The 17,884-nt window shown below is 57.9% G+C and carries 13 protein-coding genes; 7 read left to right on the top strand and 6 right to left on the bottom strand.

Annotation, left to right across the window (positions count from 1 at the left end):
• Together galT and galE are read right to left on the bottom strand one after the other, a co-directional pair.
• Positions 1-1,041, bottom strand: coding sequence for a galactose-1-phosphate uridylyltransferase (gene galT, locus G5179_RS02060; protein ID WP_421257780.1), 1,041 nt, complete (start codon positions 1,039-1,041; stop codon positions 1-3).
• A gap of 26 nt (positions 1,042-1,067) precedes the next feature.
• Entirely contained in the window at positions 1,068-2,087 is a 1,020-nt protein-coding gene (gene galE / locus G5179_RS02055; protein WP_041215920.1) for a UDP-glucose 4-epimerase GalE, read from the bottom strand.
• Between the two features lie 312 nt (positions 2,088-2,399).
• Here galE and galR point away from each other — a divergent pair, with 312 nt between their 5' ends.
• Both galR and G5179_RS02045 read left to right on the top strand, forming a co-directional pair.
• A complete protein-coding gene (gene galR, locus G5179_RS02050; RefSeq protein ID WP_231720619.1) occupies positions 2,400-3,401 on the top strand; it encodes an HTH-type transcriptional regulator GalR in 1,002 nt (333 codons plus the stop codon).
• A 464-nt stretch (positions 3,402-3,865) separates the two neighbouring features.
• On the top strand, positions 3,866-5,152 hold the full coding sequence (locus tag G5179_RS02045) for a maltoporin (protein ID WP_100654853.1): 1,287 nt from the start codon (positions 3,866-3,868) through the stop codon (positions 5,150-5,152).
• Positions 5,153-5,462: 310 nt separating this feature from the next.
• Here the strand turns inward: G5179_RS02045 and G5179_RS02040 are convergent, their stop codons facing one another.
• The 4 genes from G5179_RS02040 to G5179_RS02025 all read right to left on the bottom strand — a co-directional run bounded on the left by G5179_RS02040 (position 5,463) and on the right by G5179_RS02025 (position 10,458).
• Positions 5,463-6,467, bottom strand: coding sequence for a glycoside hydrolase family 53 protein (locus G5179_RS02040; RefSeq protein WP_231720618.1), 1,005 nt, complete (start codon positions 6,465-6,467; stop codon positions 5,463-5,465).
• 123 nt (positions 6,468-6,590) lie between these two features.
• Positions 6,591-7,010 carry a hypothetical protein gene (locus tag G5179_RS02035; RefSeq protein ID WP_041212954.1) on the bottom strand — a complete coding sequence of 140 codons (420 nt, stop codon included), beginning with the start codon at positions 7,008-7,010 and terminating at the stop codon, positions 6,591-6,593.
• A 25-nt stretch (positions 7,011-7,035) separates the two neighbouring features.
• A complete protein-coding gene (locus G5179_RS02030) occupies positions 7,036-9,078 on the bottom strand; it encodes a methyl-accepting chemotaxis protein (protein ID WP_041215314.1) in 2,043 nt (680 codons plus the stop codon).
• 297 nt (positions 9,079-9,375) lie between these two features.
• Positions 9,376-10,458 (bottom strand): ABC transporter ATP-binding protein, encoded by a 1,083-nt coding sequence (locus G5179_RS02025; RefSeq protein WP_100654389.1) that lies wholly within the window; start codon positions 10,456-10,458, stop codon positions 9,376-9,378.
• Positions 10,459-11,018: 560 nt separating this feature from the next.
• Here G5179_RS02025 and G5179_RS02020 point away from each other — a divergent pair.
• The 5 genes from G5179_RS02020 to G5179_RS02000 all read left to right on the top strand — a co-directional run bounded on the left by G5179_RS02020 (position 11,019) and on the right by G5179_RS02000 (position 17,834).
• Entirely contained in the window at positions 11,019-12,248 is a 1,230-nt protein-coding gene (locus tag G5179_RS02020) for an extracellular solute-binding protein (protein WP_421257779.1), read from the top strand.
• Positions 12,249-12,326: 78 nt separating this feature from the next.
• Positions 12,327-13,631, top strand: coding sequence for a carbohydrate ABC transporter permease (locus G5179_RS02015; RefSeq protein WP_421257778.1), 1,305 nt, complete (start codon positions 12,327-12,329; stop codon positions 13,629-13,631).
• Positions 13,632-13,643: 12 nt separating this feature from the next.
• Positions 13,644-14,495 carry a sugar ABC transporter permease gene (locus G5179_RS02010; protein WP_041212959.1) on the top strand — a complete coding sequence of 284 codons (852 nt, stop codon included), beginning with the start codon at positions 13,644-13,646 and terminating at the stop codon, positions 14,493-14,495.
• Positions 14,496-14,517: 22 nt separating this feature from the next.
• Positions 14,518-15,717: a glycoside hydrolase family 53 protein gene (locus G5179_RS02005; protein WP_421257777.1), complete on the top strand. Its 1,200-nt coding sequence runs from the start codon at positions 14,518-14,520 to the stop codon at positions 15,715-15,717.
• A gap of 62 nt (positions 15,718-15,779) precedes the next feature.
• Positions 15,780-17,834: a beta-galactosidase gene (locus G5179_RS02000; protein WP_100654386.1), complete on the top strand. Its 2,055-nt coding sequence runs from the start codon at positions 15,780-15,782 to the stop codon at positions 17,832-17,834.
• Positions 17,835-17,884: the final 50 nt, after the last annotated feature.

Below are 17,884 nucleotides of genomic sequence, written 5' to 3'. Positions count from 1 at the left end.
TCAAACCTGTTCACGAAAATGGATATCGCTGACGGAACGCAGGCGTTCGGCCGCCTGTTCTGTCGTCAGGTCACGTTGTGTTTCTGCCAGCATTTCATAGCCCACCATAAACTTGCGTACGCTCGCAGAGCGCAGCAGGGGCGGGTAGAAGTGGGCATGCAACTGCCAGTGATCATTCTCTTCGCCATTGAATGGCGCACCATGCCATCCCATCGAATAGGGGAAGGAGCACTGAAACAGGTTGTCATAGCGGCTGGTTAGTTTTTTGAGCGCCAGTGCGAGGTCTGCACGCTGTTGCGGTGTCAGTGTCGGTAGACGTGTTACCGCAAACTTGGGAAGCAACAGGGTTTCGAAGGGCCAGGCAGCCCAATAAGGCACTACTGCCAGCCAGTGTTCCGTTTCCACTACGGTGCGGCTGCCGTCAGCCTGCTCGCGTTCCGCATAATCGAGCAACATGGCTCGACCATGTTTGGCAAAATACTCCCGTTGGGCGACATCTTCCCGCGCGGCTTCGTTGGGCAAGAAGTCGTTGGCCCATATCTGCCCATGGGGATGGGGATTGGAGCACCCCATCATGGTGCCCTTGTTTTCGAATACTTGGATCCAGCGGTATTCGCGCCCCAGCTCTGCAGTTTGTTCACACCAGGTGTTGACCACGGCAGTGAGGGAGGGGATAGACAACTCGGGCAAGGTCTTGCTGTGATCCGGTGAGAAGCAGATTACCCTGCTGGTGCCGCGTGCACTCTCTAGCTGGAAGAGGGGGTCCTCGCTGGTTGGGGCCATAGGTGTATCAACCATCAGTGCCGCAAAGTCGTTGGTAAAAACGAAGGTCGACGGATAATCCGGATTTTTGTCACCAGTGACGCGAGTATTGCCGGCGCAGAGGAAACAATCCGGATCGTGAGGGGAGCGCTGGGTACGATCGGGTTCATCCTGCTGGCCCTGCCAAGGGCGTTTCGCCCTGTGGGGAGAAACGAGAACCCACTGTTGGATCAATGGGTTGTAACGACGGTGAGGGTGGTCGGTCGGTTCGAATTGCATAGTAAGGTCTGTCTCGTTCTGTATATTCATGGAAGGGGGTAACCGTTTGGATTTTGGGATTGCCAGCGCCAGGTATCAGCCGTCATCTCATCAAGCGTGCGATAAGCCTTCCACCCCAGCTCGTTATAGGCTCGTGTTGGATCTGCCCAACACTGTGCTATGTCCCCAGCGCGGCGCGGCACGATCTCATAAGGCAGTTCGCGGCCACAGGCCTTGGAGAAGGCGGCATGAATGTCCAGGACACTGTAGCCATGCCCAGTGCCCAGGTTGTACACATGGACGCCAGCTTGCCCAAGCGCATGTTTCAAGGCTGCGACGTGGCCATCGGCTAGATCCATGACATGAATGTAATCCCGCACACCGGTACCATCTGGTGTCGGGTAGTCATCACCAAAGATGGCGAGTTTGGCACGGCGGCCCACTGCCACCTGGGCAATATAGGGCATCAGGTTATTGGGAATGCCCTGGGGATCCTCGCCCATCAGGCCGCTGGGATGGGCGCCCACCGGATTGAAATAGCGCAACAGGGTCAATGACCAGTCGGGGGCTGAGTGTGCAAAGTCCTTGATGAGGCGCTCCACCATCAGCTTGCTTTGACCATAAGGGTTGGTGGCGTGAAAGGTGGGCGACTCCTCGGTGATGGGCATGATCTCCGGCTCGCCATAGACGGTGGCAGATGAGCTGAACAGCAGGGTCTTGACCCCGGCGCGTCGCATTGCCTGCAGCAACACCAGGGTGCCGCTGACATTGTTGTCATAGTACTCGAGAGGCTTTTGTACCGATTCCCCTACGGCCTTGAGGCCTGCGAAATGGATCACGGCATCTATCTGCTGGTCTGCAAACACACGATCCAGCAGGTCGGCATCCCGCACATCACCGTGATAGTGCTGGGGGCGCAGTCCGCTGAGGCTGTGGATACGTTCGAGGACGCTCTCTTTGCTGTTAACCAGATTGTCCAACAAGATGGGGGTCATCCCGGCAGCGATAAGCTGCAAGCAGGTATGACTACCTATGTAACCAGTTCCACCTGTCACGAGTATCTTCAACATGAATCGCTCCTTGGTGCTCGTTTTCATTGGGTTTTATTTGGTGTAATCGCTTTCCCTTATTCTGCGCTTGTGAACAAGGTCCTGGAAGATGCATCTCCATTTGATGTGATTTTTGTCACATTTTTCACCGCGATGAGCATGAGAATGGATAAGGGTGTATGTAAATGGATTACACAGCGAGACGCTCGTATTGATAGAATGCTCCCGCTTTTGACATGAAAGCCGTGTCAGGTATTGGAAATGTCGGTAGTATCTTGACCCTATAAAGCACTGGTTTTTATTTATACCGTTCACCGGAAAAGCTAATTCATGGCAACCATCAAAGATGTAGCACTCCTGTCAGGCGTATCCGTCGCCACAGTCTCACGTGTCATCAATAATTCGCCAAAGGCAAGTCAGGCGTCACGCGATGCCGTCTTCAAGGCGATGCATGAACTCAACTACCACCCCAACGCGAATGCGAGAGCCTTGGCCCATCAGAACAACGAAACGCTGGGGTTGATTGTTGCCGATGTGTCTGACCCCTTCTTTGGCACCATGGTTAAAGCAGTTGAGCAGGTGGCGCAGGCTACGGGGAATTTTCTGCTCATCGGAAATGGCTACCACGACGCAGCCAAAGAGAAGCACGTAATAGAGCAGTTGATAGGGCATCGCTGCTCTGGCTTGGTGGTTCATGCCAAAATGCTGCCAGATGAAGAGCTGATCCAGATGATGAGCTATGTTCCCGGCATGGTGCTAATCAACCGTATCGTTCCAGGGTTCGAGTCCCGTTGTGTGGCGCTGGACGATCGCTATGGTTCCTGGCTTGCAACTCGTCACCTGATCCAGGAAGGGCACAAGAAGATAGGGTTTCTGTGTTCAAATCATCTGATCTCTGACTCTCAGGATCGCATGCAGGGGTATCTGGATGCGCTGCAAGAGCACAATATCCCGGTCGATGAGCGCCTGATCTCCCGTGGCAGTCCGGATGAGCTGGGAGGTGAAGCCGCGATGACTGAGTTGTTGAGCCGGGGGCAACAGATGACGGCGGTCGTCTGTTATAACGATTCGATGGCGGCAGGAGCTTTGTCCGTGCTTAGCGACAACGGGATCGAGGTTCCCCAGGAGCTATCTCTGGTGGGGTTTGATGATGTACTGATATCCCGCTACTTGCGCCCTCGTCTGACTACGGTGCGTTATCCCATCATCGCCATGGCGACCCAGGCCGCCGAGCTGGCCATTGCTCTGGCAAAAGGTGGGCCCTTGCCCCAGACGACACATATGTTCAGCCCGACTCTGGTACGCCGTCATTCAGTCCGCAGTATCGATTGATCGACGATTTGGCAACCTGAATTCATCGGCCATCAGGCAAGGTTACCCGTCAGGGGCCTTGCCTTTTTAGTGCCTCATCTTCTTCCTCTCTCTTTTGTCGCTCACTCCTGTGGGGTCGGGAAGGTCTCACGGTGCCTTCCTATGCCCTGCACGAGGAGGTCATGTCTGCTGCGATGAGTCTGGTCGAGTCATGGTTCTCAGGTGTAGATATTACCATTACGAGTGTAATCGATAACACATGATTTTTTATCAAATACCCCTTTAATTTCAATTGCTTGAGTTTGCCTTGTGGCTTTATCAAGTGTTTTTATAGCAGTATTTATGTAATAATTACAGTTTTGTGAGTTTTGTCATGTCAATGATGGCACAGTTATTCCTATAATCTCCATCGGACAGTGAAAGCGCTTTCCCTATGGGTTGGTAAGCGGTTCATCAAGATAACAATGCAACAGTGGATTAAAGGAATAACTATGAAAGTGAAACTACTGACGACATCCGTTGCCCTCGCTCTGTCAATGACTGCATTGAATGCTAATGCTGTTGATTTTACAGGCTATTTCCGCTCTGGCGTAGGTGTATCCCAAGACGGTGATATGCAAACCGGTCGACAGAACTTTGTCGGTCGTTTGGGTAACGAAAGCGATACCTATACCGAAATTGGTATTGGTCAGGAGGTTTACAACAAGGATGGCAAGACTTTCTATGTAGACAGCATGTTCAGCATGCAGAGCGATGGCTCCAATGACTATGAAAGTACCACCACTGTGTGTAACTTCGATCAAAAGGAGTGCAAGGACGATGCAACATTTGCCCTGCGCCAATTCAATGTTAAGGCCAAGGGGCTGATTTCCGCTGCGCCCGATGCTGTGGTGTGGGCTGGCAAGCGCTTCTATCAGCGTCACGACCTTCACATCATCGATACCAAATACTGGAATATCTCGGGAGCCGGTGCCGGTATTGAGAACCTCAAGGCAGGTCCAGGCGCCTTCTCACTGGCGTGGATCCGGTCTGATGGTAACGATATCGATAACTCGATTGTCAACAATGACCTCAACGTTAACTTCCTGGACCTGCGCTATGCCGGCTGGGCTCCTTGGGAAGGGGCTTGGACTGAAGCGGGTGTCAGCTATGCCATGCCCAATCCGACCGATGAGCAGGAGAAAGCTGGTAATCTCTATGATCCCAAAAATGGTGTCATGTTGACCGCAGAAATGAGTCAATACTTTGCCGATAGCCGCATCTACGAGAAGTTGGTGCTGCAATATGCTGATAAAGGGCTGGCCCAGAACATGATCTCCCAAGGGGGCGGTTGGTATGATGTTTGGCATCTGACCGATGATGCCAAGGGATACCGTGTGATTCTGACTGGTGACATTCCCATGGGAGAGAAATTCAGTGTGAACCATGTATTCACTTACGGTAAGGGTGAGAAACTTGAAGCATGGCATGACAACACCGAACTGTTCAGCGCTGTCGCGCGAGGCGGTTATGCGTGGACTGACATCATGAAGACGCTGGTTGAAGCCGGTACTTATGAGAGCACCAAGACCTGGACAAGCGGCTCTGAAGAAAAATCGAGTGGTCAAAAATATACCTTGGCTCAAGCTTGGTCAGCTGGTTCCAGCATGTTTGCCCGCCCGGAGATCCGGGTTTTTGCCAGCTATCTGAAAGATGGCGAAGGCAAATCCTTCAACGGCGGTGAGGATGATAATACTTGGAACTTCGGCGTGCAGGCTGAAGCCTGGTGGTAAATCCCGACTCGTCACCCCGCAGGGAGCCCGCTTGGGCTCCCTTTTTTATTTTGCATTGAACGCGCGCCTTGTCGTGCTGACGTCGTCATCGGGGCTCCATCGTTGCGAATCCCGGCGACGAAGGTGTCGTCCGCGAGTCTGCCTCGGGGAGAGGGTGGCCATGTTTTGGTGATGGTGCCGGAGGGCGCGGAGCGGTGGAGGCGGGATGATAAGCGATGGCGAGAAAGGGCGAAGAGACGGGCTAAGTCATGTCCAGGCGGCAGATGGAAGAGGCGCACGACTCACCGCGCCTCTGTGTAACGTTACATCTTTATTGCAACAGGAAGGCATCCAGCGCATAGGTGGGTTTGCCGCTGTTGTCCATCAGACCCAGGCTGTAGCCCTGCCAGTTCTTGTAGCTCTGTGGTTCCCAGTAGAGCACGCCGAGTCCCTTGCCGTCAGGGATCCACGTCATCTTGTTGAGCAGGTCGGCAATGGTGTCGTAACTGTTTTTCGGGTCATCCCACGGCATGCCCACCTCGACGATCATCACCTCCTTGCCATAGCGGGTCACCATGTCGGAGAGGTTGTCGTAGCAGAGATTGTCTAGGGTGAACCAGTCACCGTTGCCGCTCTGGGTCGGGTAGAGGGAGGCGCCTATCACATCCCACTTGGCCCCGTTGCTCTTCAGCCCGTCAAACATCCAGCGATAGAGGCTGTTGTTCTCGCAGTTGGCCAGATGGACGATCACCTTGGTGCCGCTGTTGACCGCCTTGACCGCGTCATAGCCGCTGTTGATGAGCCAGGCAAAGTTCTTCATGTTGACCGAGGCTCGCCCCTCTTCCCACAGCATGCCATTGTTGGTCTCGTTGCCCACCTGCACCCACTTGGGGGTAATGCCGGCATTTTTCAGGGCCACCAGGGCGTTATAGGTGTGCCACCAGACGTTCGACATCAACTGCTCGAAGGTGTAGCTCTGCCAGGCCGCCGGCTTGGTCTGCTTGCCCGGATCGGCCCAGCTGTCGCTGTAGTGGAAGTCAATCAGCAGATCGAAACCGGCCGCCTTGGCCCGCTTGGCCTTGGCGATGACGTCACTGATGTTGTTCCAGCCATCGGCAGGATTGACCCATACCCTGAGCCGGATGGTGTTCATACCGTGCTCTTTCAGGGTCTTGAACAGATCCTGCTGCTGGCCGGCGTCGTTATAGAACTTGTACCCGGCTTTCTCCATCTGGGTCAGCCAGCTGACGTCAGCTCCCTTGACCATGGCCTCTCCCTGGCCATGAAACAGCAGGGCGCCGCCAAGCAGCAGGGTGGTAAGCAGATGTCTCTTCATTGTTGTTATCTCCTGTCTGGATGTGTGTAGGGTGGCGACAGGGAGGCAGTCCCGCGCCGGGATGGCGTCGCCGTGCGGCGCCATCCCGGCGGAGGCTGGGGCCGCCTTGCGGCGGCCCTAGGATCACCCGGCGGGGGAGACGGTGACCTGGATGTGTTGGGGATCGCGGCGATCCAGGGTGATGCGATACTGGCCGTCGCTGGGCGGGGTGAACTTCATGTCGCTCCACTGCCAGCCGGCCTTGACTACCACCGGCTTGTCCGACTCGACCTTGGCGGCGGGGTCGAACTGGCCATAGGTGGTGTCGGCCTTCCACTTCTCGTCGGCAATCTTGAACTTGTAGGCGCCGTGACTGGCCTGCAAGGCCACCTGGACCGACAGCAAGTCCCCTTGCTGGGTAACCAGTTGCTGGTCTGCCGGGGCCTCCCAGTTGTTCATCTCGCCGCGCAGGAACAGCGGGCGGGCCAGGGGATCCTCCTCGTTGGCCAGCGCGGGCTGGAGGCAGGCGATCAGGGTAGTCAGCAACAGTGTCTTCTTGAACATGGATGGTCCTCTCTGTGGTGTGTGATCAGGCGCTCTGCAGGGTGAAGCGGCGGGTCAGCGACAGTTGCTGCTGCGATAGCTGCTGCAACTGGTCGCTGGTCTGTGCCACCTTGGCCAGGGCGCCCTGGTTGTCGTCGGCAATCCGGGCGATGTTGGTAATGTTGCGGGCGATCTCGGCGCTGGTCTGCTGTTGCTGCAGGGTCGCGCTGGCGATACGGCTGCTCTGCTCGGCCACCTGCTGCAGCGCCTGGGATAGCTCGGCTAGGGTGGCGCAACCCGCGTCGCTGTCGGTGCGACTCTGGGCCATGGCGTCGTGGCAGCGCAGCATGGTGGCGACCGCACCGCGGGTGCTTTGCTGCAGATCGTCGATGATCCCCTGGATGCGGGTGGTGGAGTCTGCTGTGTGGTGCGCCAACTGACGCACCTCGTCGGCCACCACGGCAAAGCCACGCCCCTGTTCGCCGGCGCGGGCCGCCTCGATGGCGGCGTTGAGGGCCAGCAGATTGGTCTGCTCCGTGATGCGCTCGATCAGGGCGAGGATGTCACCGATGCTGACGCTCAATGTCTGCACCTGCTCCACGCTGCGGCGCGACTCCGCCAACTCGTCAGCCAGTTGCTGCAGCCGTTGACCGGTCGCCGCCCCACGCAGGCTGGCGGCGTGGGCCGCCGCGGCTATGTTGCCGAGGGTCTGCTCGGTCTGGCCTATGCTGCCGGCGACCTCGCGCACCGAGTAGTCCATCTCCTCCATGGCGCTGCAGACCCCTGTGGTTTCGTTGCGCTGCTCGCCGATGGCAAGTTGGGCGTGATGCTGGGCGTGCTGGTTCTGGCCGGCCATGCGGCCGAGGGCATCGGCGGCCTGAACTATCTGACCGAGCATGCCGCTCATCTCGTCGGCCAGGGCGTTGATGCCGGTCGCAAGCTGGCCGAACTCGTCGTGACGCAGTAGCGGCACGCGTTGGCGCATATCTCCCTGACTCAGGGCCTTGAGGGTGGTGAGGATGTGGTGCAGTGGCTGGCGGATGGCGCGAACCAGGTGCCACAGCACCAGGGCGCCGAGACCGAGGGAGAGCAACAGGCCGGCGCACAGCCCGAGGCGCAGCCAGAGCAGGATGGCGCCGCTGCCGGCGGTGCTGTGGCGAAGCTGAGCGTCGATCGCGGCGTCAAGCTCGCTTAGATCGCCTAGCAGGCTGTCGATAAGGCGGCTGGCCTGCACACTCTGGTTGCGCAACATGATGCTCTGTTCGACCAGCGCCAGGTGGCGTGCCGGCAGGCTCTCGGGGCCGGCCAGCAGGGTGGCGAGGGTATCGAACCTGGCACCCGTGCCGCGTTCCAGGCTCAGGGGCACGCCGAAGGCATCCTCCTGGCCGGCGAGCTGGCGTGCCAGCTCCTGGCGCAGTGCCGCCGCCTGTTCGCTGGCGCGTGCATTGGCAGCCAGACGTGCGGCAACGGGGGCCGGATCCTGCTGCTTGAGGATCTCCTGTGTGGCGCTGACCTGTTGTTCCAGGTTTGCCAGCAGGCGGCTCTTGAGCAGCACGGCGGGGTGGCTGCCCAGAGGGGCGAGCAGCACATCGAGGGCGCTGGCAAGCTGGCGCGCCGTGTCGCCAAGGCGGGTGTCGGCCGCCAGCTTGCTCTGTTCGAGGCGGTTGTGGGCATAGTCATCGACCAGTTGCTGGGCCAGTTGCCAGTAGGCGGCCTGTTGCTCGCGCAGGCTCTCGACGCGCGCACTCTGTTGCGGCTCCCCCGCTATCTGTCGAGCCAAGGTGGCCAGATCCTGGTCGAAACGGGCCTGCCATTGCTGCATCTGCTCGCGGGCGGCGCCCAGCTCCTCCTCTCCGGTCTGCAGCAATGCGTTACCCAGATGTCGGTCGAGGGTGAAGAGATCGCGGGTCACGGCGCGGCTCTGCACCAGGGTCGGCGCGGTATGGCTGGCGAGCAGCCCCACCTGGTCGGCCAGCCGTTGGCCGGCGTAGAGAGAGAGGGCCACCGAGAGCAGCAGCAGCAACAGGATGACGGCAAAGCCCAGCGCCAGGCGCTGGATGATGGAAAGGTGACGAGTGCGCAAGTTCATGGTATCGGTTACATGTGGTTTTGAGTCAACCCAGCCTGATGGTGCAAGTGATAAGTCATCTCTTATCAGTGCTTTATCTTGTTAAAAGATAAGGCCGCGATAATGGAGGGAACCTAATTCTGATTTTTAGTGTAACTCTTTCATTGTTTTGTGAATCTTTTACACTCTTTCTCGGCACCCTTGTACGGGATTTGTCCAGGGTTGCGAGCCCGCTCTCATTTTGTGTCCCGCGCCCGGGGATAAAAAAAGCCCCCGACTGGCGGGGGCAAAATGGATCGGGGCATGCAGTAGCCGCGTTCAGCGGCTGATCCTGAGCCCTTCGGCATTGAACACAAGGCAATTTTGCGGGGCAAAGAAGACATCCATCTTCTGGTACGGATGAAACTCCCCATCCCCTGCCAGCAGCAGCTTGAAGCCGTCGGTGCCGCAGCACTGACCGAACAGGTAGGTGCTGTTGCCAAGACGTTCCACCACCTCGCAGGTAAAGGCGAGGTGGATCCCCTCTGCGCCCGGCACCACATGCTCGGGACGCAGGCCAAGGGAGATCTCGCTGCCCGGCTCGAGTCGCTCGGTGAGGATGGGCAGGGTGAGCTCCTGCTGGCCGGCTACCTTGACCCGGATCTGCTCCGGGCTCCAGGCCAGTACGCGGGCCGGCAGGAAGTTCATCTTGGGTGAGCCGATGAAACCGGCCACGAAGCGGTTGCAGGGTTTGTAGTAGAGCTCCATCGGCGAGCCGACCTGTTCCACCTTGCCATAGTTCATCACCACTATCTTGTCGGCCAGGGTCATGGCCTCCACCTGATCGTGGGTCACGTAGATCATGGTGGTCTTGAGCTCCTGATGCAGCTTGGCGATGTGCAGGCGCATCTCGACACGCAGCTCGGCATCGAGGTTGGAGAGCGGCTCGTCAAACAGGAACACCTTGGGGTTGCGCACGATGGCACGGCCGATGGCTACCCGCTGGCGCTGGCCGCCGGAGAGTTGCTTGGGCTTGCGATCGAGCAGGTGGGAGAGCTGCAGCGTCTTGGCCACCATGCTGACCTGGTGGGTTATCTCCTCTTTCGGCACGCCATTGACACGCAGGCCATAGCCCATGTTCTCGGCCACCGTCATGTGGGGATAGAGGGCATAGGACTGGAACACCATGGCCACGCCGCGATGAGCCGGTGCGACATCGTTGACCACCTGCTCATCGATGGCAATCTGGCCTTCCGATATATCTTCCAGGCCGGCGATCATCCGCAGCAGGGTGGACTTGCCACAACCGGAAGGGCCGACGAAGACGGTGAACTCGCCGTCTTCCACGTCCAGGTTGACGTTATGCAAGGTCACGTTGCTGCCAAAACGCTTGACCACATTGTTCAATCTGATACTCGCCATGAGCTTTAACTCCTTGATAATGAATGCATTAGCTGCAGAACTCCGAGGTGGCCATACCCCTGCTGCGGCTTCTTTGCCCTGGGAGGGAGAAGGCGTTTCACACCGTTTCACTCTGTGGCTTTGGGAGGACTATATCAGTCAGGTGTAAGCGGTTGCACAAAATGCTGTTTCTTTTGTGCATGAGATCACAGCCTTGGTACGTGCTACTGGCAGGCTGGGCAAGCACCGCTTACCGTAGAGCCATTCGGTGTAATCGTTACCTTTTTTGCCGCATGAAAGCGCAGTGAAAGGCGTGGGTGGCAAGAAACAAGAGAGAGAGCGAATTGCTCCGGATCTGATGTATAGGATTAAACCAGTTATTTATCATGATATTAGGTGACGGTGAGTGCGCGTCATAGAGGCCAGACCAGTACAGTGTGCAATGTGGTTGTGCTCTGTTTTACACACTAATCGGTAACAAGCGTCATAAGTTACACCGGCTGGATGGCATCGTAACACCCACCTAACCGACGTGGTCGGCGAAGGCCTGTTTTTACCTGAGTTAGGGACAAGGAAATCATATGAAAATCAATAAATTGACCGCTGCAATGTTGTTTTCTCTTGGCGTGGTGGGGTTGGGGCAGGTAGCCCGGGCTGCCGACGGTGAACTGCTGGTGTGGGAAGACATCAAGAAATCAAACGGCATAGAGGAGGCCGTCAAGGCGTTCGAAGCCAAGCACAACGTCAAGGTGAAGATCCTCGAAACCCCCTATGCCCAGCAGATCGAGAAGCTGCGCCTGGATGGCCCGGCCGGCATAGGCCCGGATGTGTTGGTATTGCCCCATGATCAGGTGGGTACCGCCGTGGTGCAGGGGCTCATCAGCGAGATCAAGCCGGGTGCCGACTATCTGGCAGGCTTTACCAAGCCGGCGGTGGATGCCCAGACTTATGAAGGCAAGCTCTATGGCCTGCCCAAGGCGGTCGAGACCATCGTCATGGTCTACAACAAAGACCTGCTGCCCAAGGCGCCGGAGAGCTTCGACGAGCTGGTCAAGGCCTCCCAGACCCTGCGTGGGGAGAACAAATACGGCCTGCTCGCCAAGTTTGACGAGATCTATTACTCCTACGGCGTAGTGGCCGCCATGGGGGGCTACATCTTCGGCCAGAACCCCAACGGTTCGCTCAACGTCAAGGACGTGGGCCTGGCCAACCAGGGGGCGGTCGACGCGGTCAGCTTCCTCAAGCGCTTCTATAGCGAAGGGCTTTTCCCGGCCGGTATCGTCGGTGAGACCGGCGCCAACGCCATCGATTCCCTGTTCACCGAGAAGAAGGCCGCTGCCGTCATCACCGGGCCCTGGTCGTTCCAACCCTACAAGGATGCCGGTGTGAACTACGGTGTCGCCCCGCTGCCGACACTGCCCAATGGCGAACACATGCGCTCCTTCCTCGGCGTGAAGGGGTACAGCATCTCCACCTATTCCAAGCAGAAAGAGCTGGCGCAGCAGTTCATCGAGTTCATCAACCAGCCTGAGTACGCCAAGGTCCGCTTCCAGAAGACCGGCGAGATCCCGCCGCTCAAGGCGCTGATCGACGATCCGCTCATCAAGGACGACGAGAAATCCCGGGCCGTGGCCATTCAGGCTGGCTTCGCCACCCCGATGCCGAGCGTGCCCGAGATGCAAGAGGTGTGGACCCCTGCCAACAGTGCACTGCAGCTTGGCGTGACTGGCAAGCAGGATGTGAAGGCGGCACTGGAAGGTGCAGTCAAGAACATCAACATGCAGATCGAAGTTAACCACGCGCAGCAATAACACAAGTTGGGCGCAGGCACAATTCGGGCCGGGCGGCATTCGTGGCCGCCCGGGCTCTTAATGGAAAGGAGGTACATTGTGGTTGTCGATTCCGGATCGCTTACCCAGATCGGTACAAGAACCCATCATGCCAAGGTGGCCGCCCTGCTCTCGCTGATCCCGGGACTCGGTCAGTGGTATAACCTGCAATGGGTCAAGGGCACCCTGTTTTTCACCGTCATGGCCTGCTTCTTCGGCGTATTCCATGATTTTCTATCTCAAGGGTTCTGGGGGTTGTTTACCCTCGGCACCGAGTTGCCCCGGGACAACTCCGTCTTCCTCCTGGCCAAGGGGGTTATCAGCGTACTGGTGGCCATCTTTGGTTGTGCCATCTATTACTGGAGCGTCCGCGACGCCTATGTTAACGGCGATCGCCGGGATCGTGGCGTAGCGCTGACCAGTGTGCGCAAGCAATACCAGTTGCTGCTGAGCGAAGGTTTTCCGTACCTGATGATCACCCCGGGCTTCATCCTGCTGGTGTTCGTGGTGGTGTTCCCCATCATCTTTGGTTTCTCCATCGCCTTCACCAACTACGATCTCTACCACACGCCGCCGGCCAAGCTGGTGGACTGGGTGGGGATGAAGAACTTCATCAACATCTTCAAGCTCGATCTGTGGCGTTCGACCTTGCTCGACGTGCTGCAGTGGACCGTGATCTGGACGCTGATCGCCACCACGTTGCAATGCTCGGTCGGGGTGCTGCTGGCGATCCTGGTCAATCAGAAGGATCTGCGCTTCAAGCCGCTCATCCGCACCATCCTGATCCTGCCGTGGGCAGTGCCCGGTTTTGTCACCATTCTGGTGTTCGCCGGCATGTTCAACGAGACCTTTGGCGTCATCAACAACGGTATTCTGGCTTCTCTGGGTATCGACCCCAAGGCATGGATGACAGATCCCTTCTGGACCAAGACGGCCCTCATCCTGATGCAGACCTGGCTTGGCTTCCCATTCGTCTTCGCCATGACCACTGGGGTGTTGCAGGCTATCCCGGATGATCTCTACGAGGCGGCCACCATCGACGGTGCCAGCACATGGCACAAGCTGACCACCATTACGCTGCCCCTGGTGCTGTATTCGATCGCTCCGATCCTCATCACCCAGTACACCTTCAACTTCAACAACTTCAACATTATTTACCTGTTCAACAACGGGGGACCTGCGGTGGCTGGTTCCAATGCCGGCGGCACCGACATCCTGGTCTCCTGGATCTACAAGCTGACCATGTCGTCATCCCAGTATGCGATTGCAGCGAGCATCACCATTCTGCTCTCCATCTTCGTGGTCGGCATTGCCCTGTGGCAGTTCCGTGCGACCAATTCGTTCAAGCAAGACGACATGGTGTAAGGAGATCCAGCCATGAGTGCCAAACACAGTCTGAAAAAGAGTAATGCCATCCGCCTGACCCTAAGCTATTTGCTGCTGGCTATGGTTGCGGTGATCATCATCTACCCCCTCATCTGGACGGTGGGGGCATCCCTCAACCCGGGCAGCAGCCTGCTCAACACCTCGATCATCCCGGAAAACTTCTCCTTTATTCATTACCAGGAGCTGTTTGACGGGCGCATCGACTACGCCGCCTGGTACTGGAACTCGATGAAGATCAGTTTCCTGACCATGGTGTTGACCCTCATCAGCGTCAGCTTCACTGCCTATGCCTTCTCGCGCTTTCGTTTCCGTGGGCGGCAAAATGGCCTGATGTTGTTCCTGTTGTTGCAGATGGTGCCCCAGTTCTCGGCCCTCATCGCCATCTTCGTGTTGGCCCAGATGCTGGGTCTGGTCAACAGCCACCTGGCGCTGGTGCTGGTCTATGTGGGCGGCATGATCCCGATGAACACCTATCTGATGAAGGGTTATCTGGACGCCATCCCCAAGGATCTTGACGAGTCGGCGCGTATGGACGGAGCGGGCAACTTCCGCATCTTCATCGAGATCATCATGCCGCTCTCCAAGCCCATCATTGCGGTGGTTGCACTGTTCTCCTTCACCGGCCCGCTTGGCGACTTCATCCTGGCCAGCACCATATTGCGCACCCCGGATCAGTTCACCTTGCCCATTGGTCTCTACAACCTGGTCGCCCAGAAGATGGGGGCCAGCTACACCACCTATGCGGCGGGAGCTGTGCTCATCGCGGTGCCGGTGGCCATCTTGTACCTCTCCTTGCAGAAGTACTTCGTTTCCGGTCTTACCGCAGGTGGGACCAAGGGTTAATCCGTTAAACAGGACGTTCGACATGAAAATCAAGAAGACGCTGGTGATGGCGGCGCTGCTCGCCACCGGCATGTTGGGTATGCATGCCCCCGCCGTGGCTGCCGAAAATGTGGTGGTGCAACCAGTTGCGGTACCGCAGGAGTTCATCAAGGGGGCTGATGTCTCCATGCTGGCCGAAGTAGAGAAATTTGGTGGCAAGTTCTTTGATGCCAGTGGCAAGCAACAGGACGCCATGGCAATCCTCAAGGAGAACGGCTTTAACTACATTCGCCTGCGCCTGTGGGTAGACCCCAAGGATGCGGACGGCAAGCCTTACGGCGGTGGTAACAACGATCTGGCTGCAACGATAGCGCTTGCCAAGCGTGCCAAGGCCCTTGGTATGAAGTTCCTGCTCGATTTCCACTACAGCGACTTCTGGACCGATCCGGGCCGCCAGAACAAGCCCAAGGCGTGGCGTACGATGTCAGTCGAGCAGTTGGCGGATGCCGTTTACGCCCATACCAAGGAAAGCATGGATGCCCTGGCAAAGGCCGGTGTGATGCCTGACATGGTGCAGGTCGGCAACGAGATCAATGGTGGCATGTTATGGCCAGAGGGCAAGAGCTGGGGGCAAAACGGTGGGGAGTTTGATCGCCTGGCCACACTGCTCAAGGCTGGTGTACGTGCTGTGAAAGAGCACGGCAAAGATATCAAGGTGATGCTGCATCTGGCTGAGGGCACCAAAAACGACACCTTCGTCTGGTGGTTTGATGAAGTCGCCAAGCGCGAGGTGCCCTTCGATATCATCGGACTCTCCTTCTACACCTACTGGAATGGCCCCATCAATGCCCTCAAGGCCAACATGGATGACATCAGCAAGCGCTATGGCAAGGATGTGATCGTGGTCGAGGCCGCCTACGGCTACACCACGGAGAACTGCGACAACGCCGAGAACAACTTCACTGCCAAGGAGGCGAGCGACGGTGGTTACCCGGCCAGCGTACAGGGGCAGGCCGACTTCCTGCGCGATCTGATCAAGAGCGTGGTGGCGGTACCGGACGGGCGTGGCAAGGGAGTCTTCTACTGGGAGCCTGCGTGGCTGCCAACCCCTGGTGCCACTTGGGCTACCAAGGCTGGGATGAAGTACAACAACGACGACTGGAAAGAGGGCAATGCCCGGGAGAACCAGGCGCTGTTTGACTGCTCCGGCCATGTGCTTCCCTCGATCAAGGTATTCAACTGACCCGGTTCAACCGATAGGGCGACCGGCCATGGCCGGCGCCCCCTCGTTTTAGGAGATGTGTGATGTTCAAGTTTCCCCCGCTCAGTGAACGCGTGCCCGCCCTGCTGCATGGTGCTGATTACAACCCGGATCAGTGGCTGGATGATCCCCAGGTGTTCGAGCGCGATCTCGAGATGATGAAGCAAACCCGCTGCAACGTGATGTCGGTCGGCATCTTCAGTTGGTCTTCCCTGGAGCCACAAGAGGGGCACTATGAGTTCGGCTGGCTCGATACGGTGCTCGATCGCTTGCACGAAAACGGTGTGTCAGTTTTCCTCGCCACACCAAGTGGTGCTCGTCCGGCTTGGCTTTCCCAGCGTTATCCCGAGGTGCTGCGGGTCAGCAAGGAACGTGTGAAGGCACTGCACGGTGGCCGTCACAATCACTGTATGAGTTCGCCTGTCTATCGTGACAAGGTGCGCGCTATCAACGGTGCCCTGGCCGAACGCTACGGCCATCATCCCGGTGTCATCGCCTGGCACATCTCCAACGAGTACGGCGGCGAGTGCCACTGCGAGCTTTGTCAGGAGCGCTTTCGTGACTGGCTCAAGGCTCGTTATGGCAGCATAGAAGCGCTCAATCACGCCTGGTGGAGCAGCTTCTGGAGCCATACCTACACCGACTGGTCACAGATCGAATCCCCGTCTCCCATCGGCGAGAGCTCGATCCACGGCCTCAACCTAGACTGGAAGCGTTTCAATACCGCCCAGGTGAGCGATTTCTGTGCCGAGGAGATCAAGCCCTTGAAGGCGGCCAACCCGAGCCTGCCGGCCACCACCAACTTCATGGAGTACTTCTACGACTATGACTACTGGCAGTTGGCCAAGGAGATCGATTTCATCTCCTGGGACAGCTACCCCCTCTGGCACAACAGTGGCGATGACTCGACCCTGGCGGCGTACACCGCCATGTATCACGACCTGATGCGCACTCTCAAGGGAGGCAAACCTTTCTTCCTGATGGAGTCGACCCCGAGCCTGACCAACTGGCAGCCCATCAGCAAGCTCAAGAAGCCGGGAATGCATATCCTCTCCTCCTTGCAGGCGGTAGCCCACGGCTCCGACTCGGTGCAGTACTTCCAGTGGCGCAAGAGCCGTGGTTCGGTCGAGAAGTTCCACGGCGCCGTGGTCGATCACGTTGGTCACATCGATACCCGGGTGGGCCGCGAGGTGCAGGCGCTAGGCGAGATCCTAGCCAAGTTGCAAGAGGTCGCTGGCAGCCGCGTCGAGGCCAAAGTGGCCATCATTTTCGACTGGGAGAGCCGTTGGGCCATGGACAATGCCCAGGGGCCGCGCAATGCCGGCCTCTTCTACGAGAAGACGGTAGCCGAGCACTACCGCCCATTCTGGGAGGCCGGGGTGGCGGTGGATGTCATCAATGCCGACTGCGCGCTTGATGGCTATGACCTGGTTATCGCCCCGATGCTCTACATGGTGCGCGATGGCTTTGCCGAACGGGTTGACGCCTTTGTCAAACGAGGTGGGCAGTTTGTTACCACTTACTGGAGTGGCATCGTCAACGAGACCGATCTCTGTCACCTGGGGGGATTCCCAGGGCCGCTACGCCCGGTCCTTGGGATCTGGGCAGAGGAGATAGACGGTCTCTATGACGAGGAACGTAACGCCGTCTCGGGTCTTGCTGGCAACGAAGCCGGACTCTGCGGCCCTTACGAAGTCACTCACCTTTGCGATCTCATCCACCTGGAAGGCGCGAGGGCCCTGGCCAGCTATGACGGTGACTTTTATGCCGGACGTCCGGCGGTGACGGTCAACGAGCACGGGACAGGTCGCGCCTATTATGTCGCCTCGCGAAATGATCTGGCGTTCCAACACGACTTCTTTGGCCATCTCATCGAGACCCTGGCCCTGCCGCGTGCTTTGCCAGCCTTGCCGGAGGGGGTCACCGCCCAGTGCCGCAGCGATGGTAAGCAGGTGTTCGTGTTTGTGCAAAACTTCGCCAACGCCGAGCGCCTGGTCACTCTGCCGGGTGGTCACAGTGACATGGTGAGCGGTGAGGCGCTGAGCGATTCACTGGTGCTGCCTCCATTCGGCTGCCGGGTGCTGCGTCGCGCCCGTTGATTGCGGGGCGGAGCCAGTGGCTTCGCCCTCTTTTTTCACGTTTAGGAGGT

Source organism: Aeromonas sp. 600886, assembly GCF_049174935.1.
Lineage (GTDB): Bacteria > Pseudomonadota > Gammaproteobacteria > Enterobacterales > Aeromonadaceae > Aeromonas > Aeromonas veronii_A.
This window is presented reverse-complemented; position numbering and strand designations above follow the sequence as displayed.